This is a genomic window from Pseudomonas neustonica, assembly GCF_003797945.1.
GTDB classification, from domain to species: Bacteria; Pseudomonadota; Gammaproteobacteria; order Pseudomonadales; family Pseudomonadaceae; genus Halopseudomonas; species Halopseudomonas neustonica.
In genome coordinates this window covers 77,140-95,590 of the sequence record NZ_RKKU01000015.1, presented here as the reverse complement: position 1 = coordinate 95,590, position 18,451 = coordinate 77,140, and the positions used below count along the sequence as shown (strand labels likewise).

Annotated in this window: 15 protein-coding genes; 5 read left to right on the top strand and 10 right to left on the bottom strand. The window is 55.6% G+C overall.

All coding sequences use genetic code 11. The features are described from left to right. Nucleotides 1–150 precede the first annotated feature (150 nt). The 3 genes from pssA to EF096_RS12600 all read right to left on the bottom strand — a co-directional run bounded on the left by pssA (nt 151) and on the right by EF096_RS12600 (nt 3,344). Complete coding sequence (gene pssA, locus EF096_RS12610; protein ID WP_123889998.1) at nt 151–990, bottom strand: CDP-diacylglycerol--serine O-phosphatidyltransferase; 840 nt, start codon at nt 988–990, stop codon at nt 151–153. A 130-nt stretch (nt 991–1,120) separates the two neighbouring features. After that, entirely contained in the window at nt 1,121–1,612 is a 492-nt protein-coding gene (gene ilvN, locus EF096_RS12605; RefSeq protein WP_123889997.1) for an acetolactate synthase small subunit, read from the bottom strand. A gap of 1 nt (nt 1,613) precedes the next feature. Then, nucleotides 1,614–3,344, bottom strand: a complete 1,731-nt coding sequence (locus EF096_RS12600; RefSeq protein WP_123889995.1) for an acetolactate synthase 3 large subunit — start codon at nt 3,342–3,344, stop codon at nt 1,614–1,616. 412 nt (nt 3,345–3,756) lie between these two features. Here EF096_RS12600 and EF096_RS12595 point away from each other — a divergent pair, with 412 nt between their 5' ends. Next, the gene (locus EF096_RS12595) at nt 3,757–4,194 is read left to right on the top strand and encodes a DUF4124 domain-containing protein (RefSeq protein ID WP_123889993.1); all 438 of its coding nucleotides are present in this window, start codon (nt 3,757–3,759) and stop codon (nt 4,192–4,194) included. Here EF096_RS12595 and EF096_RS12590 read toward each other — a convergent pair. The 3 genes from EF096_RS12590 to mrcB form a co-directional block, all read right to left on the bottom strand. Then, a complete protein-coding gene (locus EF096_RS12590) occupies nt 4,191–4,547 on the bottom strand; it encodes a YqcC family protein (protein WP_158611276.1) in 357 nt (118 codons plus the stop codon). The genes EF096_RS12595 and EF096_RS12590 overlap by 4 nt on opposite strands. Then, nucleotides 4,544–5,185, bottom strand: a complete 642-nt coding sequence (locus EF096_RS12585; RefSeq protein ID WP_408003383.1) for a tetratricopeptide repeat protein — start codon at nt 5,183–5,185, stop codon at nt 4,544–4,546. Before EF096_RS12585 ends, EF096_RS12590 begins: the two co-directional genes overlap by 4 nt. Nucleotides 5,186–5,285: 100 nt before the next feature. Further along, nucleotides 5,286–7,613, bottom strand: a complete 2,328-nt coding sequence (gene mrcB / locus EF096_RS12580) for a penicillin-binding protein 1B (RefSeq protein ID WP_123889987.1) — start codon at nt 7,611–7,613, stop codon at nt 5,286–5,288. 123 nt (nt 7,614–7,736) lie between these two features. Between mrcB and EF096_RS12575 the strand changes: the two genes are divergently transcribed. From EF096_RS12575 to EF096_RS12565, 3 genes are all read left to right on the top strand, one after another. Continuing rightward, a complete protein-coding gene (locus EF096_RS12575) occupies nt 7,737–9,281 on the top strand; it encodes a bifunctional aminoglycoside phosphotransferase/ATP-binding protein (RefSeq protein WP_123889985.1) in 1,545 nt (514 codons plus the stop codon). 175 nt (nt 9,282–9,456) lie between these two features. Next, nucleotides 9,457–9,723: a TfoX/Sxy family protein gene (locus tag EF096_RS12570; protein ID WP_123889983.1), complete on the top strand. Its 267-nt coding sequence runs from the start codon at nt 9,457–9,459 to the stop codon at nt 9,721–9,723. A gap of 207 nt (nt 9,724–9,930) precedes the next feature. After that, nucleotides 9,931–10,728 carry a cyclic nucleotide-binding domain-containing protein gene (locus EF096_RS12565; protein ID WP_123889981.1) on the top strand — a complete coding sequence of 266 codons (798 nt, stop codon included), beginning with the start codon at nt 9,931–9,933 and terminating at the stop codon, nt 10,726–10,728. 263 nt (nt 10,729–10,991) lie between these two features. Here the strand turns inward: EF096_RS12565 and EF096_RS12560 are convergent, their stop codons facing one another. The 3 genes from EF096_RS12560 to EF096_RS12550 are packed head-to-tail and all read right to left on the bottom strand — an operon-like array spanning nt 10,992 to nt 16,738. Then, entirely contained in the window at nt 10,992–12,413 is a 1,422-nt protein-coding gene (locus EF096_RS12560; protein WP_123889980.1) for an efflux transporter outer membrane subunit, read from the bottom strand. Then, on the bottom strand, nt 12,410–15,547 hold the full coding sequence (locus EF096_RS12555) for an efflux RND transporter permease subunit (RefSeq protein WP_123889979.1): 3,138 nt from the start codon (nt 15,545–15,547) through the stop codon (nt 12,410–12,412). The genes EF096_RS12560 and EF096_RS12555 overlap by 4 nt, the downstream gene beginning before the upstream one ends. A 6-nt stretch (nt 15,548–15,553) precedes the next feature. Beyond that, on the bottom strand, nt 15,554–16,738 hold the full coding sequence (locus tag EF096_RS12550) for an efflux RND transporter periplasmic adaptor subunit (RefSeq protein WP_123889978.1): 1,185 nt from the start codon (nt 16,736–16,738) through the stop codon (nt 15,554–15,556). A gap of 195 nt (nt 16,739–16,933) precedes the next feature. Between EF096_RS12550 and EF096_RS12545 the strand changes: the two genes are divergently transcribed. Continuing rightward, a complete protein-coding gene (locus tag EF096_RS12545; protein ID WP_123889977.1) occupies nt 16,934–17,581 on the top strand; it encodes a TetR family transcriptional regulator in 648 nt (215 codons plus the stop codon). Here the strand turns inward: EF096_RS12545 and EF096_RS12540 are convergent. Then, nucleotides 17,578–18,450, bottom strand: a complete 873-nt coding sequence (locus tag EF096_RS12540) for a ChaN family lipoprotein (RefSeq protein ID WP_123889976.1) — start codon at nt 18,448–18,450, stop codon at nt 17,578–17,580. The two genes, EF096_RS12545 and EF096_RS12540, sit on opposite strands and share 4 nt — an antisense overlap. Between the last annotated feature and the right edge of the window lies 1 nt (nt 18,451).

The window sequence follows — 18,451 nt, the reverse complement described above, 5'->3', positions numbered from 1 at the left end:
TCTACGCCATCTCGCCAGCCTGTCAACCCTTATTTTCAAGCTAACTTATTGATTAATAAGCGCTTTACTTAGAGCTTCCTGCTCAGCGAGAGGGCGAATTATAGAGATCTCAGCACGGCCGTCAAGCACTAAATGACAGATTAATTACATTTACTGTCCGCCCTGCTCTGCAGGCCGCTTATTACGTTGGCGCCAGCGCCAAAGTGACATGACCGGACCAGAAACAGTATAGCCTACGAAGATAGCCCAAAGGATTCGCGACGGATCAGACGAGATGACGGCAAAGACCAACACCACAACCAGGATCACAAAGAAAGGCACCCGTCCTTTAAAGTCCAGATCCTTAAAGCTGTAATAGCGGAAGTTACTCACCATCAACAACCCACCCAGCGCGGTCATGATGCCAACCAGTACTGAGATGTTAGCGCCATCGATACCAAAGTCAGACAGCGACCAGACCATACCGGCAACCAGGCCTGCACCGGAAGGACTGGGCAAACCGGTAAAGTACCTACCGTCGTCGTCGCCAATATGGGTATTAAAACGCGCCAGGCGCAGAGCAGCACCCGCGACATAGATGAACGCGAACAACCACCCGACCTTCCCCATGTCGGTAAGCGCCCAACTAAATACTACGACCGCGGGAGCTACACCGAACGCAACCATATCCGAAAGGCTGTCGTACTCAGCGCCGAAAGCGCTCTGCGTATTGGTTAGCCGTGCTACTCGCCCGTCCAGCCCGTCGAGCACCATGGCAACGAAGACGGCAACGGCCGCATGCGTAAAATTTCCATCCATTGCGCTGACGATGGCATAAAAGCCGGAAAAGAGCGCGGCGGTAGTGAACAGGTTCGGCAACAGATAAACGCCTTTATGGCGCACCTTCTTGCCATCCGGGCCGCTACTCTCTTCTACATGCTCATCTATAGGCAAAAGGGTATGCGATACATCCTGATCGGATTCTGGTTTGCTGGTTTGCTGCTCTGTCATGACATCACCTTATCGAGTCAACCGAGCTGAACAGTGTGGCAACTAGCCGAGAAAATAACCAGTGCTCACCACTACGGGCATAAAAAAACGCGGCCTGAAAGCCGCGTTTTTTCAAAACAACAACGATGAGCTAGACGCTCAAAACCTTTTCTCCGCGCGCAATACCAGAAACACCGGTACGCACCACTTCGAGCACAGACGTGGGACCAACAGCTTCGATAAAGCTCTCAAGCTTGTCAGTGGTACCTGCCAGTTGCACGGTATAGACACTTGCCGACACGTCAACGATCTGACCGCGGAAGATATCAGTTGTGCGCTTGACCTCGGCGCGCTGCGCGCCCGTTGCCTTGATCTTGACCAGCATCAACTCGCGCTCGATATGCGGACCTTCGGACAAATTAACCAGCTTAACCACCTCAATCAGCTTGTTGAGGTTCTTGGTTATCTGTTCAACAACTTCATCCTGGCCAACCGTGGTCAACGTCAGCCGCGACAGCGTCGGATCTTCAGTTGGCGCCACCGTCAGCGTCTCGATGTTGTAGTTACGCTGCGAAAACAACCCGACAACACGGGACAAGGCGCCTGGTTCGTTTTCCAGTAGTACGGAAATGATGTGTCTCATATCAGGTGCGCTCCGTTTTGCTCAACCACATATCCCGCATAGCGCCACCCCGAACCTGCATGGGATATACGTGCTCACTGGTATCCACGGCAATATCCAGGAAGACCAGGCGATCTTTCATGGCGAAAGCCTCTTCCATCTTAGGCTTGAGATCTTTCAGCTCAGTAATGCGCATGCCGACGTGACCATAGGCCTCAGCAAGACGGACAAAGTCCGGCAAGGACTCCATATAGGAATGCGAATACCGGCTGCTGTACTGCATATCCTGCCACTGACGAACCATGCCCAGAGCACCATTGTTCAGATTGATGATTTTCACCGGAAGGTCATACTGCAGGCAGGTCGACAGTTCCTGAATATTCATCTGGATACTGCCTTCACCCGTGACACAGGCGACGTCCGCCTCCGGGAAGTTCATCTTCACTCCCATGGCGGACGGAAAACCGAACCCCATGGTGCCAAGCCCGCCAGAGTTAATCCAACGGTTAGGCTTATCAAATGGGTAGTACTGAGCGGCAAACATCTGATGCTGGCCGACGTCTGAGGTTACGAAAGCGTCACCCCTGGTAACTTCCCACAGGGTTTCGATTACGCTCTGTGGCTTGATAATAGAACCGTCACCCGCGTCATACGGGAACAGCTTGCCATCACCACGCCACTCATCAACCTGCTTCCACCAGGCGCCCTGCCCTTCCTGGTCCGGCTGCTGATTGATCTCCTTGAGAATCGCGATCATTTCACTCAGCACACTTTCAACCGGGCCAACAATCGGAATATCGGCTTTGACCGTCTTCGAGATGGTCGCGGGATCGATGTCGACATGAATGACCTTGGCGTTCGGGCAGAACTTGGCTGCGTCATCGCCATTGATAACACGGTCATCGAAGCGCGCACCGATAGCCAGAATGACATCTGCATGGTGCATAGCCAGGTTGGCCGTATAACTGCCGTGCATACCCAGCATGCCGAGAAACTGGCGATCGGTACCAGGATAGGCACCCAAGCCCATGAGCGTGCTGGTGATCGGCACATTGAGCGCCTTCACCAACTCAGTCAACTGAGGCGAGGCCCCACCTAGAATGACACCGCCTCCGGAGTAGACGATCGGCCGCTTGGCAGCCAGCATCATCTCGACCGCTTTGCGAATCTGGCCTGAGTGGCCGCGCGTAGCCGGGTTGTAGGAGCGTAGCTTGACCTTCTTCGGATAGCTGTACTCAAACTTGTCAGCCGGGTTGGTCATATCCTTGGGGATATCGACCACAACCGGGCCTGGACGACCGGTCTGCGCCAGATAGAAAGCTTTCTTGATGATCTCCGGAATGTCGCGCGGATCCTTGACCATAAAGCTGTGTTTCACGATAGGACGCGAAACCCCAACCATGTCGGTTTCCTGGAAGGCATCCGTACCGACCACATTGCTGGCAACCTGACCGGAAATGATCACCATGGGGATCGAGTCCATGTACGCCGTCGCAATACCGGTAATGGTATTGGTTGCGCCGGGTCCCGAGGTCACCAGAACGACCCCGGCCTTGCCGGTAGCACGCGCGTATCCGTCAGCCATGTGCGCAGCTGCCTGCTCATGGCGAACCAGAATATGCTCGACGTCGTCCTGACGGAAGATTGCATCGTAGATATGCAGCAGGGCACCACCTGGATACCCATAGATATATTTAACACCCTCGTCACGCAATGAGCGGACGACCATCTCAGCGCCGGATAAAAGCTCCACTTTAGAATCACCTCTAGCATGCTGCCCACCATAGGAGGGCAGCCGGGTACCTGTTTACTGCTCGGCAGCGCAGTGACAACGGTAGTTGCCATGCATCAGCTTGACTACGTGCTTGGAGACTGACTCCTGATGTCTGGAGCAGCCTCCCCCAGCGCGAGGTAGCGCGTGCGGGTGCCAGGCCAAGAGTTGGCGGATTTCGCCACTTGGATTGAGCAACAAAGCGCGCTGGATTGGCAGCCGGTGGGCACCAAAATCAGCTTGCTTATGGGAACCCCGAATTGTTTACACTCAAGGCCGACAAGTCAAGCCAAGTTGCATATTTACCCGCCCCGGGATGTACCCGAAACACTTGCTTTGGCTATAGTAGCGCAACGACTCGTCGAAACCGGATCATCACAAGGAAGAAAACACCATGCGTAACACGGTCATCGCTATTGCATTGAGCCTGGCTTGCACCCAGGTAATGGCAGCGAAGCTATACAAGTGGGTAGACGAAAATGGCGTAACCCAATTTAGTCAGCAGCCCCCGGCAAGCCAGCAGTACGAGCGCATGAATGTGTCCGCACCACCTCAACTGGGAAGTACGCCAACGCCCGCCCATACACCGCCCGAGACGCAAGCTGGCACGAGCTCTGAAAGCGGCAGCACTGCAGCACAACAGGCAGAAAGAGAACAGAAAGAGCTACGTGAAGCACAATGCGCCAAATTGCGTGAAGACCTTAAGACGCTGGAGAACAATCCGCGGCTAGGCCGAACCAATGCAGACGGCCAGATGGAACGTATCGGAGAAGACGAACGGCAAGCGATGATGACCAGAGCCCGCGAGGAGCTAGCCAGCTACTGCGACTAAGGCACCTGAATAGGGTGAGCTGGCGACAGCGGGGCGGCCATACGATCCACCTCACCGAGCGCCATCAGCAAACCCAGCTTACGCCGCCCCAGACATGCGAAAGCCTCTTCACCCATCGGCTGCAAGTTACACGCAGCCGATGGGCGTGAACGACTAGCGACATAAGCAGCCATGCGGGGCAAAAAAACCCACTGCAACCACTCTTCAAAACTCAGGGTATCCAGCGCAAAAGGGGCCGCCGAGTTCAGGCACGAATCATGGGGGCGTACCTCGCCCCACAACCCCAAGGCAAGCAACTCAGCTTCCAGCACGCGTAACGCGCCAGCCAAAGCCTGCCACTGCGCCTCGTTCAAGAAGATACTTTAGCGCGCTGTCTGGCCTGCTCAGCGCCAGCACTATCACCCTGCTGCTCGCGAGCACGGGCGACCAGCTCCCATAACCCGGCCTGCAATTCAGGCCGACCAGAGGCGTAACTCAAGCCACGCCGGGCCAACTGCTCTGCCTGCGCGGCGTCGCCCTGCCCCAGCCTGACCTGAGCTAGCCGATAAAGCACTTGGGGCTCACGCGGAGCAATGCGCATCGCACGTTCAAGACTGGCGTTGGCACCATTGAGATCGCCATTGCTTTCCTGCTGCCGTGCAGTAGTCAGCAGGGCCAGAACTGGACCATCGAGTTGCTCATCCTGCTGAAGCACGCCATTACCAGAGCCCGCACTGGAGCTATTGCCAATAGTTGGCACCGACGACACACCCGGACCGGTCTGTAGCGATGGCTGCGAGTCCAGCGGATAAGACTCAACCTGGCTAGAGCCGCCATCGGCATTCGGCACCATGACTACCACACCACTATCACGCGGCTGGCCGGTTACGGGGGTCGCCGTGGTTACGCGGCCAGCACCCGTATGCATATCTTCATTGGACACGGGGCGCCCATTATCGACTACCGGAATTGCGCCGCCTGAACCGGCACAGCCCGCAAGCATCGCCAACATGCCTACCAGCGGCACAATCTGTCTGATATCCATTTACCTGATCCTCTCGTTGCAAACGCTCATACTTCAAGCGCGATTGCGGCAGTGTACGCAGTGAGGCTTAACGCAGCCAGCCGCGAATAGTGTCCAGTACCTTGTTAGCCCCGTCCTGCAACGCCTCGGTATCTATGACAGGCCTACAACCCGGCCCGGGCAACGGCTCATATCCCTGACGGAAAGGTATTTCGATACTGCCCACACAGGAGGGATCGCTACCCAGCCCCGTCGCTGGATCCGCCCAAGCCTTAACAATACCGCTAGGCGGCACCGCCGAAAGACTTTGTGGATGAGCTTCGCCCATGAACGCACTCCATACCTGAAGCGCACCGGTCGCACCGGTCAACCGAGTACGCCCGTTATCGTCACGTCCAACCCAGGCAACAGCGACCAAGTCGTCAGAGAAACCAGCGAACCAGCTGTCACGCAAATCGTTGGTGGTGCCCGTTTTACCGGCCAACCGGACGCTAGCAGGCACTCGGTTATAAGCCGAGCGACCGGTGCCTTCCGTCATGACATGCGACATCGCTTCCTGAGTCAGGAAAATACTGGCTGAATCAAACCGCTGGCGCACCTCGAACGGATAGCGTTTGAGCGGCTCACCCTGTGCCGTCAGTACATTGCGAATCGAGCGCAGCGGCGTATTAAAACCACCGTTGGCCAGCGTTTGATACATATCGCTCACCTGCATCGGCGTCATCGCCCCCGAGCCAAGCAGCATTGAAGGATAAGCGGGCCAATCGTGCTCCACTCCCAACCTGCGCACCGTATTGAGCACCTTATCAACCCCGACATCCATACCCAGACGAACCGCTGCCTGATTATAGGACTTGGCCAAGGCCAGATAGAGCGGCACCAGGCCGTGGCTTTGCCGTCCGTAATTCTGCGGCGCCCAGATCTTGCCGGGTTCCGCTTCCAGTTCAATCGGCGCGTCATCAATCGGCGTCACCAGAGAGTAACGATCAGCCTGCTCCAACGCAGTCAGATAAATTGCCGGCTTGATCAGAGAGCCGATCGGGCGGGAGGCATCCAACGCCCGGTTGAAACCCGAGAAACGCGGATCGCTGCCGCCTACTACCGCCATAACCTCACCGGTCTGCGCCCCGGTCACCACCATCGCAGACTCCAGCGGCACATTTTCCGCTGCAGGCCCAATACGCTTGAGCGTCGTTTTTACCGCTTCCTCAGCCTTATGCTGTAGCAAGGGATCGAGACTGGTAAAGATACGCAAGCCTTCACTGGTCAAATCTTCATCGCGATAATCGGCTCGCAGCTGTCGCTTGACCAGGTCCATGAACGCCGGATAACTGGTGTCAGCCATACTGCCGCCAATGGATACGTCCAGCGGCTTGTTCTTGGCCGTAACCGCCTGTTCCGCACTGATAATGCCTTGCTCGGCCATCAGGTCGAGCACCAGGTTACGACGATTAGTGGCACGTTCGGGATTACGTCGCGGGTTGTAATAGGACGCGCCTTTCACCATCCCAACCAGCAGCGCCACCTGGTGCAACTGCAATTCTTGCAGAGGCTGCGCAAAATAGTACTGACTGGCCAAGCCGAAGCCATGAATCGCGCGATTACCGTCCTGACCAAGAAAAACCTCGTTGAGATAGGCTTCGAGAATATCCTCCTTGGAATAATGCAGCTCAAGCAGTATCGACATCATGGCTTCAAGGCCTTTACGAATGATGTTGCGATCACTGTTGAGGTAAAAATTCTTCACCAGCTGCTGGGTGAGAGTACTCCCACCCTGACGCAAACTGCCTGAGGTCAGGTTGACATAGATTGCGCGGGCAATGCCCTTGGGCGACACGCCAAAATGCTGAAAAAACTCGCGATCTTCGACAGCAACCAACGAATCAACCAAGTAAGGCGATGCCTGATCCAGCCGCACCAGAATGCGGTCTTCGTTGTGCGCAGGGTAGATACCACCGATCATCATCGGCTCCAGCCGCGCCATGACCAGGTCGGAGGAACCACTGATACTGGCGACTTGCTGGCCATTAAAGCGCACGCTGACGCGCTGCGCTGGCTCCGCCCCCTCGAAGAACTGGAAACCACGTGTGTAAACATCAATACGGCTAGCGCCCACGGACATTTGTCCGGGCCCACTAACCGAATTAACCGAGCGGTAGCCCAAGGCTTTGAGCTCAGTCAGAAAGTCATCACGGGTGAGGTGCTGCCCGGCATACAACTCCAACGGGCGAGCAAACACCTTGGCTGGCACAGACCAACGCTTGCCGGAAAATTTCTCCTGGACTATCGCGTCAAGGTACATGGCCAGCGCGGCGAACAGCACCAGAAAAACCAGCCCTAACTTTAATATCCAGCCACCCAGGCGCCGCTTCATGCTGACTTTATTCCTGGACCGCACCTTGCGTTTTTTAGCCATATCGCCCTGCTCTACCTCACACCCGTTGAGACCGTTAGTAGGCTAACAGCCTGTTGCCATGGTTGGCCTAAGACCGGCCAACCCGCATAATGTTCTCACTGCCAGCCCCAGCAAGGAAACTACGTGAGCCAGACTCTATTAAAAGCACTACAAAATCCCGCGCTCTTCGACCACCCGGTGAGCGAATTCACTCTGATGGAAACGCATATTTCCTGGGTCCTGCTGACCGGTGACTACGTCTACAAGATCAAGAAGCCGGTCAATTTTGGCTTTCTTGACTATTCCACTGTGGAGCAACGTGCACACTTCTGTGCCGAAGAGATCCGCCTTAATCGCCGCCTGGCCCCCAGCCTCTACCTGGACGTCATTGCTGTCCGCGGAACAGCAGAGTCGCCCACGCTAAAAGGCGACGGCCCGGTCATCGAGTACCTGGTAAAAACCCGTCAATTCCGCCAGCAAGATCTACTCGGCAATATGCAACGCGAGGGCCGACTGGAGAACTGGCATATTGATGAGCTCGCCAAGACGCTTTCGCGCTTCCATGCACAAATCGATCACGCCAGCATCGATATGCCGTACGGCAACCCCGACCAGATACAAGCGCCAGCCGTACAAAATTTCGAGCAGATTCGGCCCTTTCTAACGGCAAAAGAAGACCTGAACCAGCTCGAGCAACTGGAGCAGTGGGCGAATACTACCTTTCAACGCCTGATTCCCCAAATGGCCGAGCGCAGGGCCGCAGGGATGGTACGCGAATGCCACGGTGACATTTACCTCGACAACGTCACCATGGTTGACGGACAAGTGACCCTGTTTGACTGCATTGAGTTCAATGAAGCGTTCCGCTGGATTGATGTAATGAGCGATGTAGCCTTTATGGCAATGGACCTGGAAGACCGAGGCTTACCCGGCATGGCCCAACGCTTTGTCAGCGGTTATCTGGAAAACACCGGTGACTATGAGGGGCTCGCGCTACTGAACTACTACAAGGCCTATCGCGCCATGGTTCGTGCCAAGGTCGCGCTCTTTGGTCTGAGCGACAACAGCACCGAGGCCGAGCGCGAACAGATCATGCAGCGTTATCGCGGTTACGCCGGCCTGGCCGAGCGCTATACCAACGTACCCACTCGTTTTGGACTGGTCACCGTCGGCCTATCGGGCAGCGGAAAAAGCACACTCGCACAGAATCTGGTCAGTGAGCTGGGCGCTATCCGTATCCGCTCAGACGTTGAACGCAAACGCCTGTTTGGCAGCGCCGACAATCAAAACCTGGATGCTGGCCTCTATGATCCAGAACGTAGCGCCAAGACCTATGACCGGCTAGCAGGACTGGCTGGGCTGATTTTGAGTTATGGCTTCCCGGTGGTTGTGGACGCCACCTTCCTCAAACATGCACAGCGACAGCAGATCCGCGACGCGATAGAAGAGCAATGTGCGCCTTGCCTGCTATTGCACTGTGAGGTCGCGCTGGAAACTATCGAGCAGTGGATCAAGCAACGCCATACTCAAGGCACGGATCCGTCCGACGCTACTGTTGCTGTAGTTAAACTACAGCAACAGCAGGCCGAGGGGCTCGATGAGCAAGAACAGCAGCTTAGCCTGGCGGTAGATACGTCCAGCGATACCAGCATTGAAGCCCTGATGGAGCAGCTAAAGAAGCGCTTATAGCCCTCTCCAGAGGGCTTCTGTACGGATGCTAAACAGGAATCTACACTAGGTATCGGGATACCAATAAAAAGAAGCCCGATACCATGCTGCTAACCAACTCATACCGGAGCGCCAGGCCGGGCCGCACCTTAGGCTCGTTCTCCATCGCGCCGTTTTTTAGCCAAGCGGGGTGCTCATGAGTCAAGATGAGTTACTCACCCTGCGCAATTTGGGCAAGACATCCGCGCAGTGGCTACACGCAACCGGCATACACAACCTGGACGAATTAGAACGATTAGGACCTGTGGGCGCCTACACGGCGGTGCGCGCGCGCGGTTTCAATGCGTCCAAAGCACTGATGTTCGCAATTGCAGGTGCGCTGCAAGATATACACTGGAACGATCTGGATCCCCACTACAAACAACAGCTTTTACGCCAATTGGAAGATGAATCGCGTCCCTAGAGAATGTGCCGCTGGCACGTCGAGAACGCGAAAGCACTCACAATGCTGACGCAAACAAGTTGCCAGCGCAATTCGCAGGCTTTTATGTTGACGAGCAGTAGGGCCACTGCATTATTGTATAGCTAGCGCTGCGGCCCAGCCGATATTGTCTAGAGCGGCATACAGCCTTCACCCGGCAGACAGGATCTAACAAAAAGGAATTCCGTTATGTACCTCATAGGTGATCAGCCCCCCTACGCTGAAAAGCTAATCAATACTTTGCAGCGCATTCCGGAGCAACTGCTGGAAGGGCTAGAACCCTGCGACGCTCCCATTGAGCTGGATGCAGTGGATGACCTTTACGAGCACGTTGGTCACCACCGCATGTACCTCCTGAAAAGCGGACTGCTCCATGCATTGATCGACGGAAAACCGCTATTTTACATTCAGGAAGGCGACCTGATTGGCCTGCGTCAGGGCCTCAACACTGCGCCTTGCAACTACATGAGCGAAGAGCCGCTAATACTAATCCCCTATGACCGCGAAGCGCTGTTCAAACATATTCATAGCAACAGCAAGCGCCAGGAGCAATTCACTCAGTATATCCTTGGTCAGGCCGCACTCATGTCTGACGCCCTGGCCCACAGCAAGCAACCTGAAGTCAGACCGGTAACCGGCTTTCAGCACTTTGCTCCGGGCGCAGAACTGATTCGCCAAGGCGATGAAGCGGACCATGTTTTCATCATCACCGAAGGGCAGGCCGAGGCCTTTGTAGAGGGTATTAAGGTCGGTGACGTGCAGAAAGATGAGATCTTTGGTGCCATGGCGCTGTTTACTCGAGAAAAACGCTCGGCCACCGTCATCGCCAGCGCACCCACTACCGTCATGATGATTCCCAAAGAGCAGTTCCTGGCATTGATGCAGAGCAATCCACGGATCGCGCATAGCCTGATTGAAAGTATGGCGCGTCGCATCGATCTGATGAATAAGGAACTGACACACTACAAACAGGCCAGTTCGAAATAGTTCGCATTTAGCATTGACATGTAAATGATATGCGTTATCATTAGCAACAAGTCATCGCAAGATGGCTTTGATAACAGATTGTCGCGAGACGAACGGTTATCTCCTCATCAGGCTAATCACGGATTTCGCCCGCTCAATGAGCGGGCATTTTTTTGTCTATTAATCTGATGTCCCATGACAAATAGCCGCTATCCCAACACTGACGCAAAAAAAACGCCGATAACCTGAGCGGGATATCGGCGTTCATGCTGCGAGGAAAAATATCAGGCTTCCGGCTGACGATCCTCCGGTGCCTGCTCTTCATACCAGCCACCACCCAACGCCTTGAACAGGTTGACTTCGCTTATTAGCTGAGCGAGCCGATCCGTCACTACTCCCTGACGAACACTGAATAGTTGGCGCTGCGCATCAAGCAGGGTCAGATAGCTATCTATACCCGTGCGATAACGACGGTCAGCAAGGTTGTAGTAGTTCTCACTGGTTTCCAACAGCGCGCGCTGCGCCTCTAGCTGCTCAACATAAGTATCACGCGCCACAAGGCCATCGGCGACTTCCTGGAACGCAGTCTGAATTGCGCCTTCATACTGAGCTACCTGCTGATTCTTGGTGATCTCGGCGTAGTCCAGGCTTGCCTTGAGTGCACCAGCTCGGAATATGGGTACGCTGATACTGGGCTGAAACGTCCAATACTCAGAACCACTATTAAAAAGACCATCAAGATCGCTACTGGCTGTCCCGCCTGCGCCGGTCAGACTGATACTCGGAAAGAAAGCTGCCTTGGCTGCACCGATACTGGCGTTAACAGCGCGCAACTGATATTCAGCCTGCAAGATATCCGGCCGCTGATACAGCACCTCTGAGGGTATACCCACAGGCAAATCAGCCAGCAGCTTGTCATTCAATGACGCGCTCTCTTCCGGCAATCTGGGTGCAGCCTGGCCCAGCAGTGCGGTAAGGGCATTACGGTCCTGGGCAACCAACCGGCGATATTGAGCCAGACTTACGCGTGCAGTCTCCACCGAGCTGCGCGCCTGAGATAGCTGCAGAGAAGAGGCAACACCAACTTCGTAGCTTCTTGAGGTCAACTTCAGACTTTCTTCGAACGTATCCAGGGTTTCCTGAGTAACGTCCAACAGCGCCTGATCCGCTTGCCAGGTAAAGTAGGTACTGGCGACGTTCGCTACCAGACTGATCTGCACGCCTCGTCTCGCCTCATCGCTAGCCAAGAACTCCTGCAATGCCTGTTCGCGCAGACTGCGGATACGACCAAACAGATCCAACTCCCAAGACACGCCAACTGTGGCCATGTACTGGCTACTGATGTTGCTATTACCTGAAGCACTAAGATCGCCAGGCATCCGCGTGCGGTTGCCAGAGCCGTTAACGTCCAGCTGCGGGTATATATTGGCGCGCTGGATTCCGTAAAGCGCGCGATTAGCCTCTACATTAAGAGCCGCAACACGCAGATCACGGTTATTTTCCAGCGCTACACTAATCAACTGTTGCAGCTGTGGGTCCTTGAAAAAGGCCTTCCAACCAATCAGCGCCGCATCGGTGTTCGCAGCGGTCTCATCACCCGTTTCCCAGGCTGCCGGAACCGACGCTTCTGGCCGTTGATAATCAGGGATCAGCGAGCAGCCACCCAAGGCGGCCATGACCGCCAGACTTAATAGACAGCGCTTCACTGTTGCTCCTCCTTCACGTCATTCGTCGGCTTCTCTTTACCCTTGAACAGGTTGGTGACCATGACATAGAACAGGGGCACCCAGAAAATGGCCAATACCGTAGCCGTTAACATACCGCCAATCACACCAGTACCAATCGCATGAGAACTGCCAGCGCCAGCGCCGGTAGCCAGTGCCAATGGCACCACACCCAGCGTAAATGCCAACGAGGTCATGATGATGGGGCGCAGTCGCAGACGGCAGGCTTCTACCGCAGCATCAAAGATATCCATACCCTCTTCATGCAAGTCCTTGGCGAACTCGACAATCAGAATGGCGTTCTTTGCGGTGAGACCAATGGTGGTCAACAAACCGACCTGGAAGAAGACATCATTCGATAGTCCCCGACCCAGGGTAGCCAACAGCGCACCAATTACACCCAGCGGCACTACCAGCATAACGGCCAATGGAATCGACCAGCTTTCGTAGAGGGCAGCCAGGCAAAGAAATACTACGATCAATGACAAGGCATAGAGCGCCGGCGCCTGATCGCCTGACAAGCGTTCCTCATAGGATAAGCCAGTCCAGGCAACCCCGACGCCCTTGGGCAGCTTGCTTGCCATTTGTTCGATTTCAGCCATCGCATCGCCGGTACTGTAGCCGGGTGCAGGCTCGCCCAGAATCTCCATGGCAGAAACGCCGTTATAGCGTGACAGCTTGGGCGATCCATATACCCATTCACCCGTCGCGAAGGAGCTGAAAGGCACCATTTCGCCAACATCGTTACGCACAAACCACTTTTTCAGGTCTTCCGGGTTCATCCGCGATTCAGCTTGCCCCTGGATGTACACCTTCTTTACCCGACCCTGATCGATAAAGTCGTTTACGTAACTGGAGCCCCAAGCAATCGACAGCGTCTGGTTCACGTCGCTGAGCGACAACCCGAGTGCGCGCGCCTTTTCGTCGTTGATCACTAGCTGATACTGCGGCTGATCTTCCATACCGTTGGGTCGCACGCTGGTTAAAACCGGACTCTGAGACGCCATGCCCAGGAGTTGATTGCGCGCCTGCATCAGTACATCGTGACCTACGCCCGAATTGTCCTGCAGGTACAAGTCGAAACCAGTGGCATTACCCAGCTCCATCACTGCAGGCGGCGCAAAGGCGAACACCATGGCGTCACGGAATCCGGCAAAGTGCTGTTGCGCTCGTTGCGCCAGGGAGAATACATCCTGGCCCTCGCCTGTGCGCTCTTCCCAGGAGTGAAGCCCGACAAAAGCGAGGCCGGCATTCTGGCCACGCCCGGCAAAGTTGAAACCGGTAACAGTGAACACCGAATTGACCGTATCGGACTCTTCCTCTAACAGGTAAGTACGCATGGCATCTACTGTCTGTTGCGTGCGCTCAGCAGAGGACCCAACCGGCGTCTGTACCTGGGCAAAAAGCACGCCCTGGTCTTCATCCGGCAAGAAGGCAGCAGGCAGCCGGGTGAACAGGAAGATCATCAAACCAACGATCACTAGATACAGCAGAAGATAAGGCGCCTTGCGCTTCAGAATACCGGCAACACCTTTCTCGTAACGGCCGATACCACGATCGAAGGTACGATTGAACCAACCAAAGAAACCGCGCTTCTCGTGGCTTTCTCCTTTGGGAATGGGCTTGAGAATGGTCGCGCAAAGCGCCGGAGTGAAGACCAGTGCAACCAGCACCGACAACCCCATCGCCGAGGCGATGGTGATCGAGAATTGGCGGTAAATAACACCGGTAGAGCCATCAAAGAAGGCCATAGGCAGAAATACGGCAGACAAAACCAAGCCGATACCGACCAGCGCACCTTGAATCTGACCCATTGATTTCCGGGTCGCCTCCAACGGTGATAAGCCCTCCTCGGACATCACCCGCTCCACGTTCTCAACCACCACAATGGCATCGTCGACCAGCAGACCGATTGCCAGCACCATGGCAAACATGGTGAGGATATTGATACTGAAGCCAAACAGCGACAGCACACCGAAGGTGCCCAATAGCACTACCGGTACTGCCAGCGTGGGAATCAAGGTGGCGCGGAAGTTCTGCAGGAACAGATACATCACCAGGAACACCAGCACAATCGCTTCGAACAGCGTGTGCACTACGCCCATGATGGACTCGGCCACTACCGGCGAGGTGTCATAGGGGTAGACGATTTCCATGCCTTCGGGGAAGAAGGGCTCCAGCTCAGAGATAGTTTCACGAATAGCCTTGGCCGTTTCCAGCGCGTTGGCGCCGGTCGCCAGCTTCACGGCCATACCGGAGGCAGCCTTACCATTGTAGAGCGCCGAAATACTCGCATCCTGCGCACCCAGCTCTACCCTGGCGACATCTCCCAGGCGCACCTGCGAACCATCACTTTGCACTTTCAGCAGAATCTTGCGGAACTCTTCCGGCTTCTGCAGGCGCGTTTTACCCAGAATAGTCGCGTTCAACTGCTGGCCGGGCACTGCTGGCAAGCCGCCGAACTGACCGGCGGACACCTGCACGTTCTGTGCTTTGATCGCCGCACTCACGTCCATGGGCGTGAGGTCAAAATTGTTCAGTTTGCCGGGGTCGAGCCAGATTCGCATCGCATACTGCGCGCCGAATACCTGGAAGTCACCCACCCCGGCGGTCCGCGATATAGGGTCCTGAATATTGGATACGATGTAGTCAGACAGGTCGTCACGGTTCATGCTGCCGTCCTGCGACACCACACCAATAACCAGCAGGAAGTTACGTACCGCCTTGGTTACTCGAATACCCTGCTGCTGCACTTCTTGCGGCAACAGCGGTGTCGCCAATTGCAGTTTGTTCTGCACCTGCACCTGAGCAATATCAGGATCGGTGCCCTGCTCAAAGGTAATGGTGATACTCATGCTGCCATCGGAGTTACTTTCCGAGGAAATGTAGCGCAGGCCGTCGATACCGTTCATCTGCTGTTCGATGACCTGAACCACGGTGTCTTGCACTGTCTGTGCCGACGCACCTGGATAGGCAACCGAGATGCCCACAGCCGGCGGAGCGATACTCGGATACTGGTTAATCGGCAGTTTGAGTAGCGAGAGCCCGCCGACCAGCATGATGACCAGCGCGACGACCCATGCAAAAATCGGGCGATCGATAAAAAAACGAGACATGGAGGATTACCCTTCCTGAGCGGGGGAAGAAGCCTTGTCACCCGAGTCAGAAGAGCCAGGCTTAGGCTGTTCAGACACATTGGTGGCAGGCGCAACGGATACTTCAGCGCCCGGCTTCACGAACTGCAAGCCTTCAGTAATAAGGCGGTCGCCATCATTCAGCCCAGAGTTGATCAACCAGCGGTTGCCAACAGTGCGCTCGGTTTCAACTTCGCGCTTCTCAACCTTGTTTTCGGCATTCACTACCAAGGCCGTGGCAGTGCCACGCGGGGTGCGGGTAATACCCTGTTGCGGAGCAAGAATGGCATTGCTCTTGGCGCCCTCAACCAACTTCGCGTGCACGAACATTCCGGGTAGCAACATTTCGTCAGGATTAGGGAACACAGCTCGTAAGGTCACAGATCCAGTACTGGAATCGACGGAGACCTCAGAAAACTCCAGTTTGCCGTCCAACGGATAGACACTGCCATCCTCTAGGGTCAGCGTTACCTTGGCAGCGTTCTCGCCGCCACTCTCCAACCGTCCCGCCTCGAGGTCACGGCGCAAATTCAACATATCTCGTGCGGGCTGGGTAACATCGACATAAATTGGATCCAACTGCTGGATAGTCGCCAGCTCCTGAGCCTGCCCATTACTGACAAGCGCGCCTTCGGTGAAGGCTGAGCGACCAATACGACCGGCGATCGGCGCCAGCACTTTGGTATAACGTACGTTGATTTGTGCCTGATCCAGCGCCGCCTGCGCTTGCAGGCTGCTTGCACGGGCTTCATCAAACTCCTGCTGACTAACCGCACGCTCCTTGACCAGGATGCCGTAACGATCAGCCAACGAGCGGCTTGCCAGCGCACTGGCTTGGGCACTTTTGAGTGTCGCCTGATAGACATCATCATCAATCTGGTACAACTGCTGACCCGCCTTGACCTCGGCGCCTTCTTCAAAAAGACGCTTCTCGATAATGCCGTTGACCTGCGGCCGTACCTCAGCAATACGATAGGCAGCCGTGCGACCCGGCAGCTCCGTAGTCAGCACAAAATGCTCAGCCTTAAGCGTTACCACACCCACTTTGGGTGGCCCCTGATCTTCAGAACCAGGGCCCTGCTGCTGGTTCTCTTCCTGCTTCTGGCAGGCGCCAAGCAACACGGTAATAGCTAACAACGGAATCAGTGCAGCATGAGCTGGCTTGATCGACATGGGGAAACCTCTATAAGGCGGAAATATTTGATCTTCGCTCAACACACTCGCTCAGCACAAAACGAGAGACAGCGGTAATGGTGCACAATATACTTACATTCATGAGTGTTTGTAAGTGCTTTTGAACATCAGTTAACATTAGCTCACAAACAATGTCCTTGCGGGACAAAATCACTCGAGAAACACCAGAACAACATGGCCAGACGTACCAAAGAAGAAGCTTTTGAAACGCGCCAAAGCATCATTGATGCGGCGGAAAAGTGCTTCCATGAGAAGGGTGTTTCACGAGCGTCTCTGACCGATATCGCGCAGGCCGCCGGGGTTACTCGTGGTGCCATTTATTGGCATTTCCAGGGCAAGGCAGACCTGCTGGACGCCCTTTTTCAGCGCATCCACATGCCCCTCGAGGAACTCAGCGAAGCCACCCGTGATCCCGACGAGCCGCATCCCCTGGAGCTCTTCCGCGAACTGCTCACGCAAGTATTCCGCCGCGTGGAGTCAGACCCAACTACACGCCGGGTCCACGAAGTCATCTTCTTGAAATGCGAATATACCGATGAGCCCTGCGGCCCGAAAAAGCACTTGCAAGCCATGCGCCAGGAACATGACAACCAGCTGCTGATTACCTTGCAGCTGGCGGTTGCGCGTGGCGAACTACCTGCGGATCTGGATATGGAGCTTGCTCTGCTCTGCGTGCACAGTTTTATCATCGGCGTGATCAACCAATGGCTGATGGTACCGACCCGACTGAGTCTCAGCGAACGAGCTGGCGACGTGGCTGACGCCATCCTTGATATGCTCAAACTGAGTCCGGCAATGCGCACCGACAGGGCAACACCTTAGTCCTGCCCCCAATTGGCGCAGTAGTCTTGCTCAGGCAGGGCCGGAGTGAGCCAGACAAAGTCGGCTTGCTGCGCACCCGGCAACACCGCCCCACCCGCCTCCTGCAACAGCACTACCTTCGGTGCCTGCCCCCAGCTCGACTGCCAGTGCAGCGGCACGCCCAGATCCTTGCGCGCGTGATAAGCACCAGCCAACAACAGGGCCGGCGTTGGCGCTTCTGCCAGGGCACGTGCCATCTGCTCGTCACGGCCCTGTTGAATGGCCAGCATGGGCGCTACTTGTGCAGAATCCAGTTTGCCACAATGGCTATTCAGGATGGTCTGCTCCAATTGCTGACGCGCCGCCGCGGAATAGCGTGCACTGACCGGCGGGGGTTGCCGATAGCGCAGCATCATCTGTTCGCGCCCCAGATTGGCTGCCAGCAATCGCTCAGGTACCTGTAACCCCCAGCGCACCAAGGGGCCATAGAAAGACCATTCCCAGCCATCCTGCCAGGCCAGCTGCTTCTGCAGCGAGGGCGAGTCAGGCAACGGCTGTCCCTGCAAACGGTTGACAAACACTTGCTGCCCTGGTTGCAGCATCTCCATGACTAACGCGCCCTGCGGACGCACCAGCTGCAACTGCTGCAGCAACCACAACTGCAACTGGTGATGGTCAGGATTATCGTGCTTCTCACCGACCAGCACATGGGCGCTGCCAGCCAGCGACTGCACCAGTTGATCGGCGCTTCGCCACTGCTGAGCGGCAGTATCCCAGACCTGCCCGATATGCGCGTCATTACGATGCTCGCTCGCCTGCCAATCGGGTAGCTCGGCGGCGCCAGCCGAAGCGGATAGGCAAAGCGCCAGCAAACAGTAAGTATTCTTCATC

Coding starts and splice junctions, on each gene's coding strand:
- pssA (WP_123889998.1), bottom strand. CDS start 990: ATGACAGAGCAGCAAACCAGCAAACCAGAATCCGATCAGGATGTATCG.
- ilvN (WP_123889997.1), bottom strand. CDS start 1,612: ATGAGACACATCATTTCCGTACTACTGGAAAACGAACCAGGCGCCTTG.
- EF096_RS12595 (WP_123889993.1), top strand. CDS start 3,757: ATGCGTAACACGGTCATCGCTATTGCATTGAGCCTGGCTTGCACCCAG.
- EF096_RS12585 (WP_408003383.1), bottom strand. CDS start 5,185: ATGTTGGCGATGCTTGCGGGCTGTGCCGGTTCAGGCGGCGCAATTCCG.
- mrcB (WP_123889987.1), bottom strand. CDS start 7,613: ATGGCTAAAAAACGCAAGGTGCGGTCCAGGAATAAAGTCAGCATGAAG.
- EF096_RS12570 (WP_123889983.1), top strand. CDS start 9,457: ATGAGTCAAGATGAGTTACTCACCCTGCGCAATTTGGGCAAGACATCC.
- EF096_RS12565 (WP_123889981.1), top strand. CDS start 9,931: ATGTACCTCATAGGTGATCAGCCCCCCTACGCTGAAAAGCTAATCAAT.
- EF096_RS12555 (WP_123889979.1), bottom strand. CDS start 15,547: ATGTCTCGTTTTTTTATCGATCGCCCGATTTTTGCATGGGTCGTCGCG.
- EF096_RS12550 (WP_123889978.1), bottom strand. CDS start 16,738: ATGTCGATCAAGCCAGCTCATGCTGCACTGATTCCGTTGTTAGCTATT.
- EF096_RS12545 (WP_123889977.1), top strand. CDS start 16,934: ATGGCCAGACGTACCAAAGAAGAAGCTTTTGAAACGCGCCAAAGCATC.
- EF096_RS12540 (WP_123889976.1), bottom strand. CDS start 18,450: ATGAAGAATACTTACTGTTTGCTGGCGCTTTGCCTATCCGCTTCGGCT.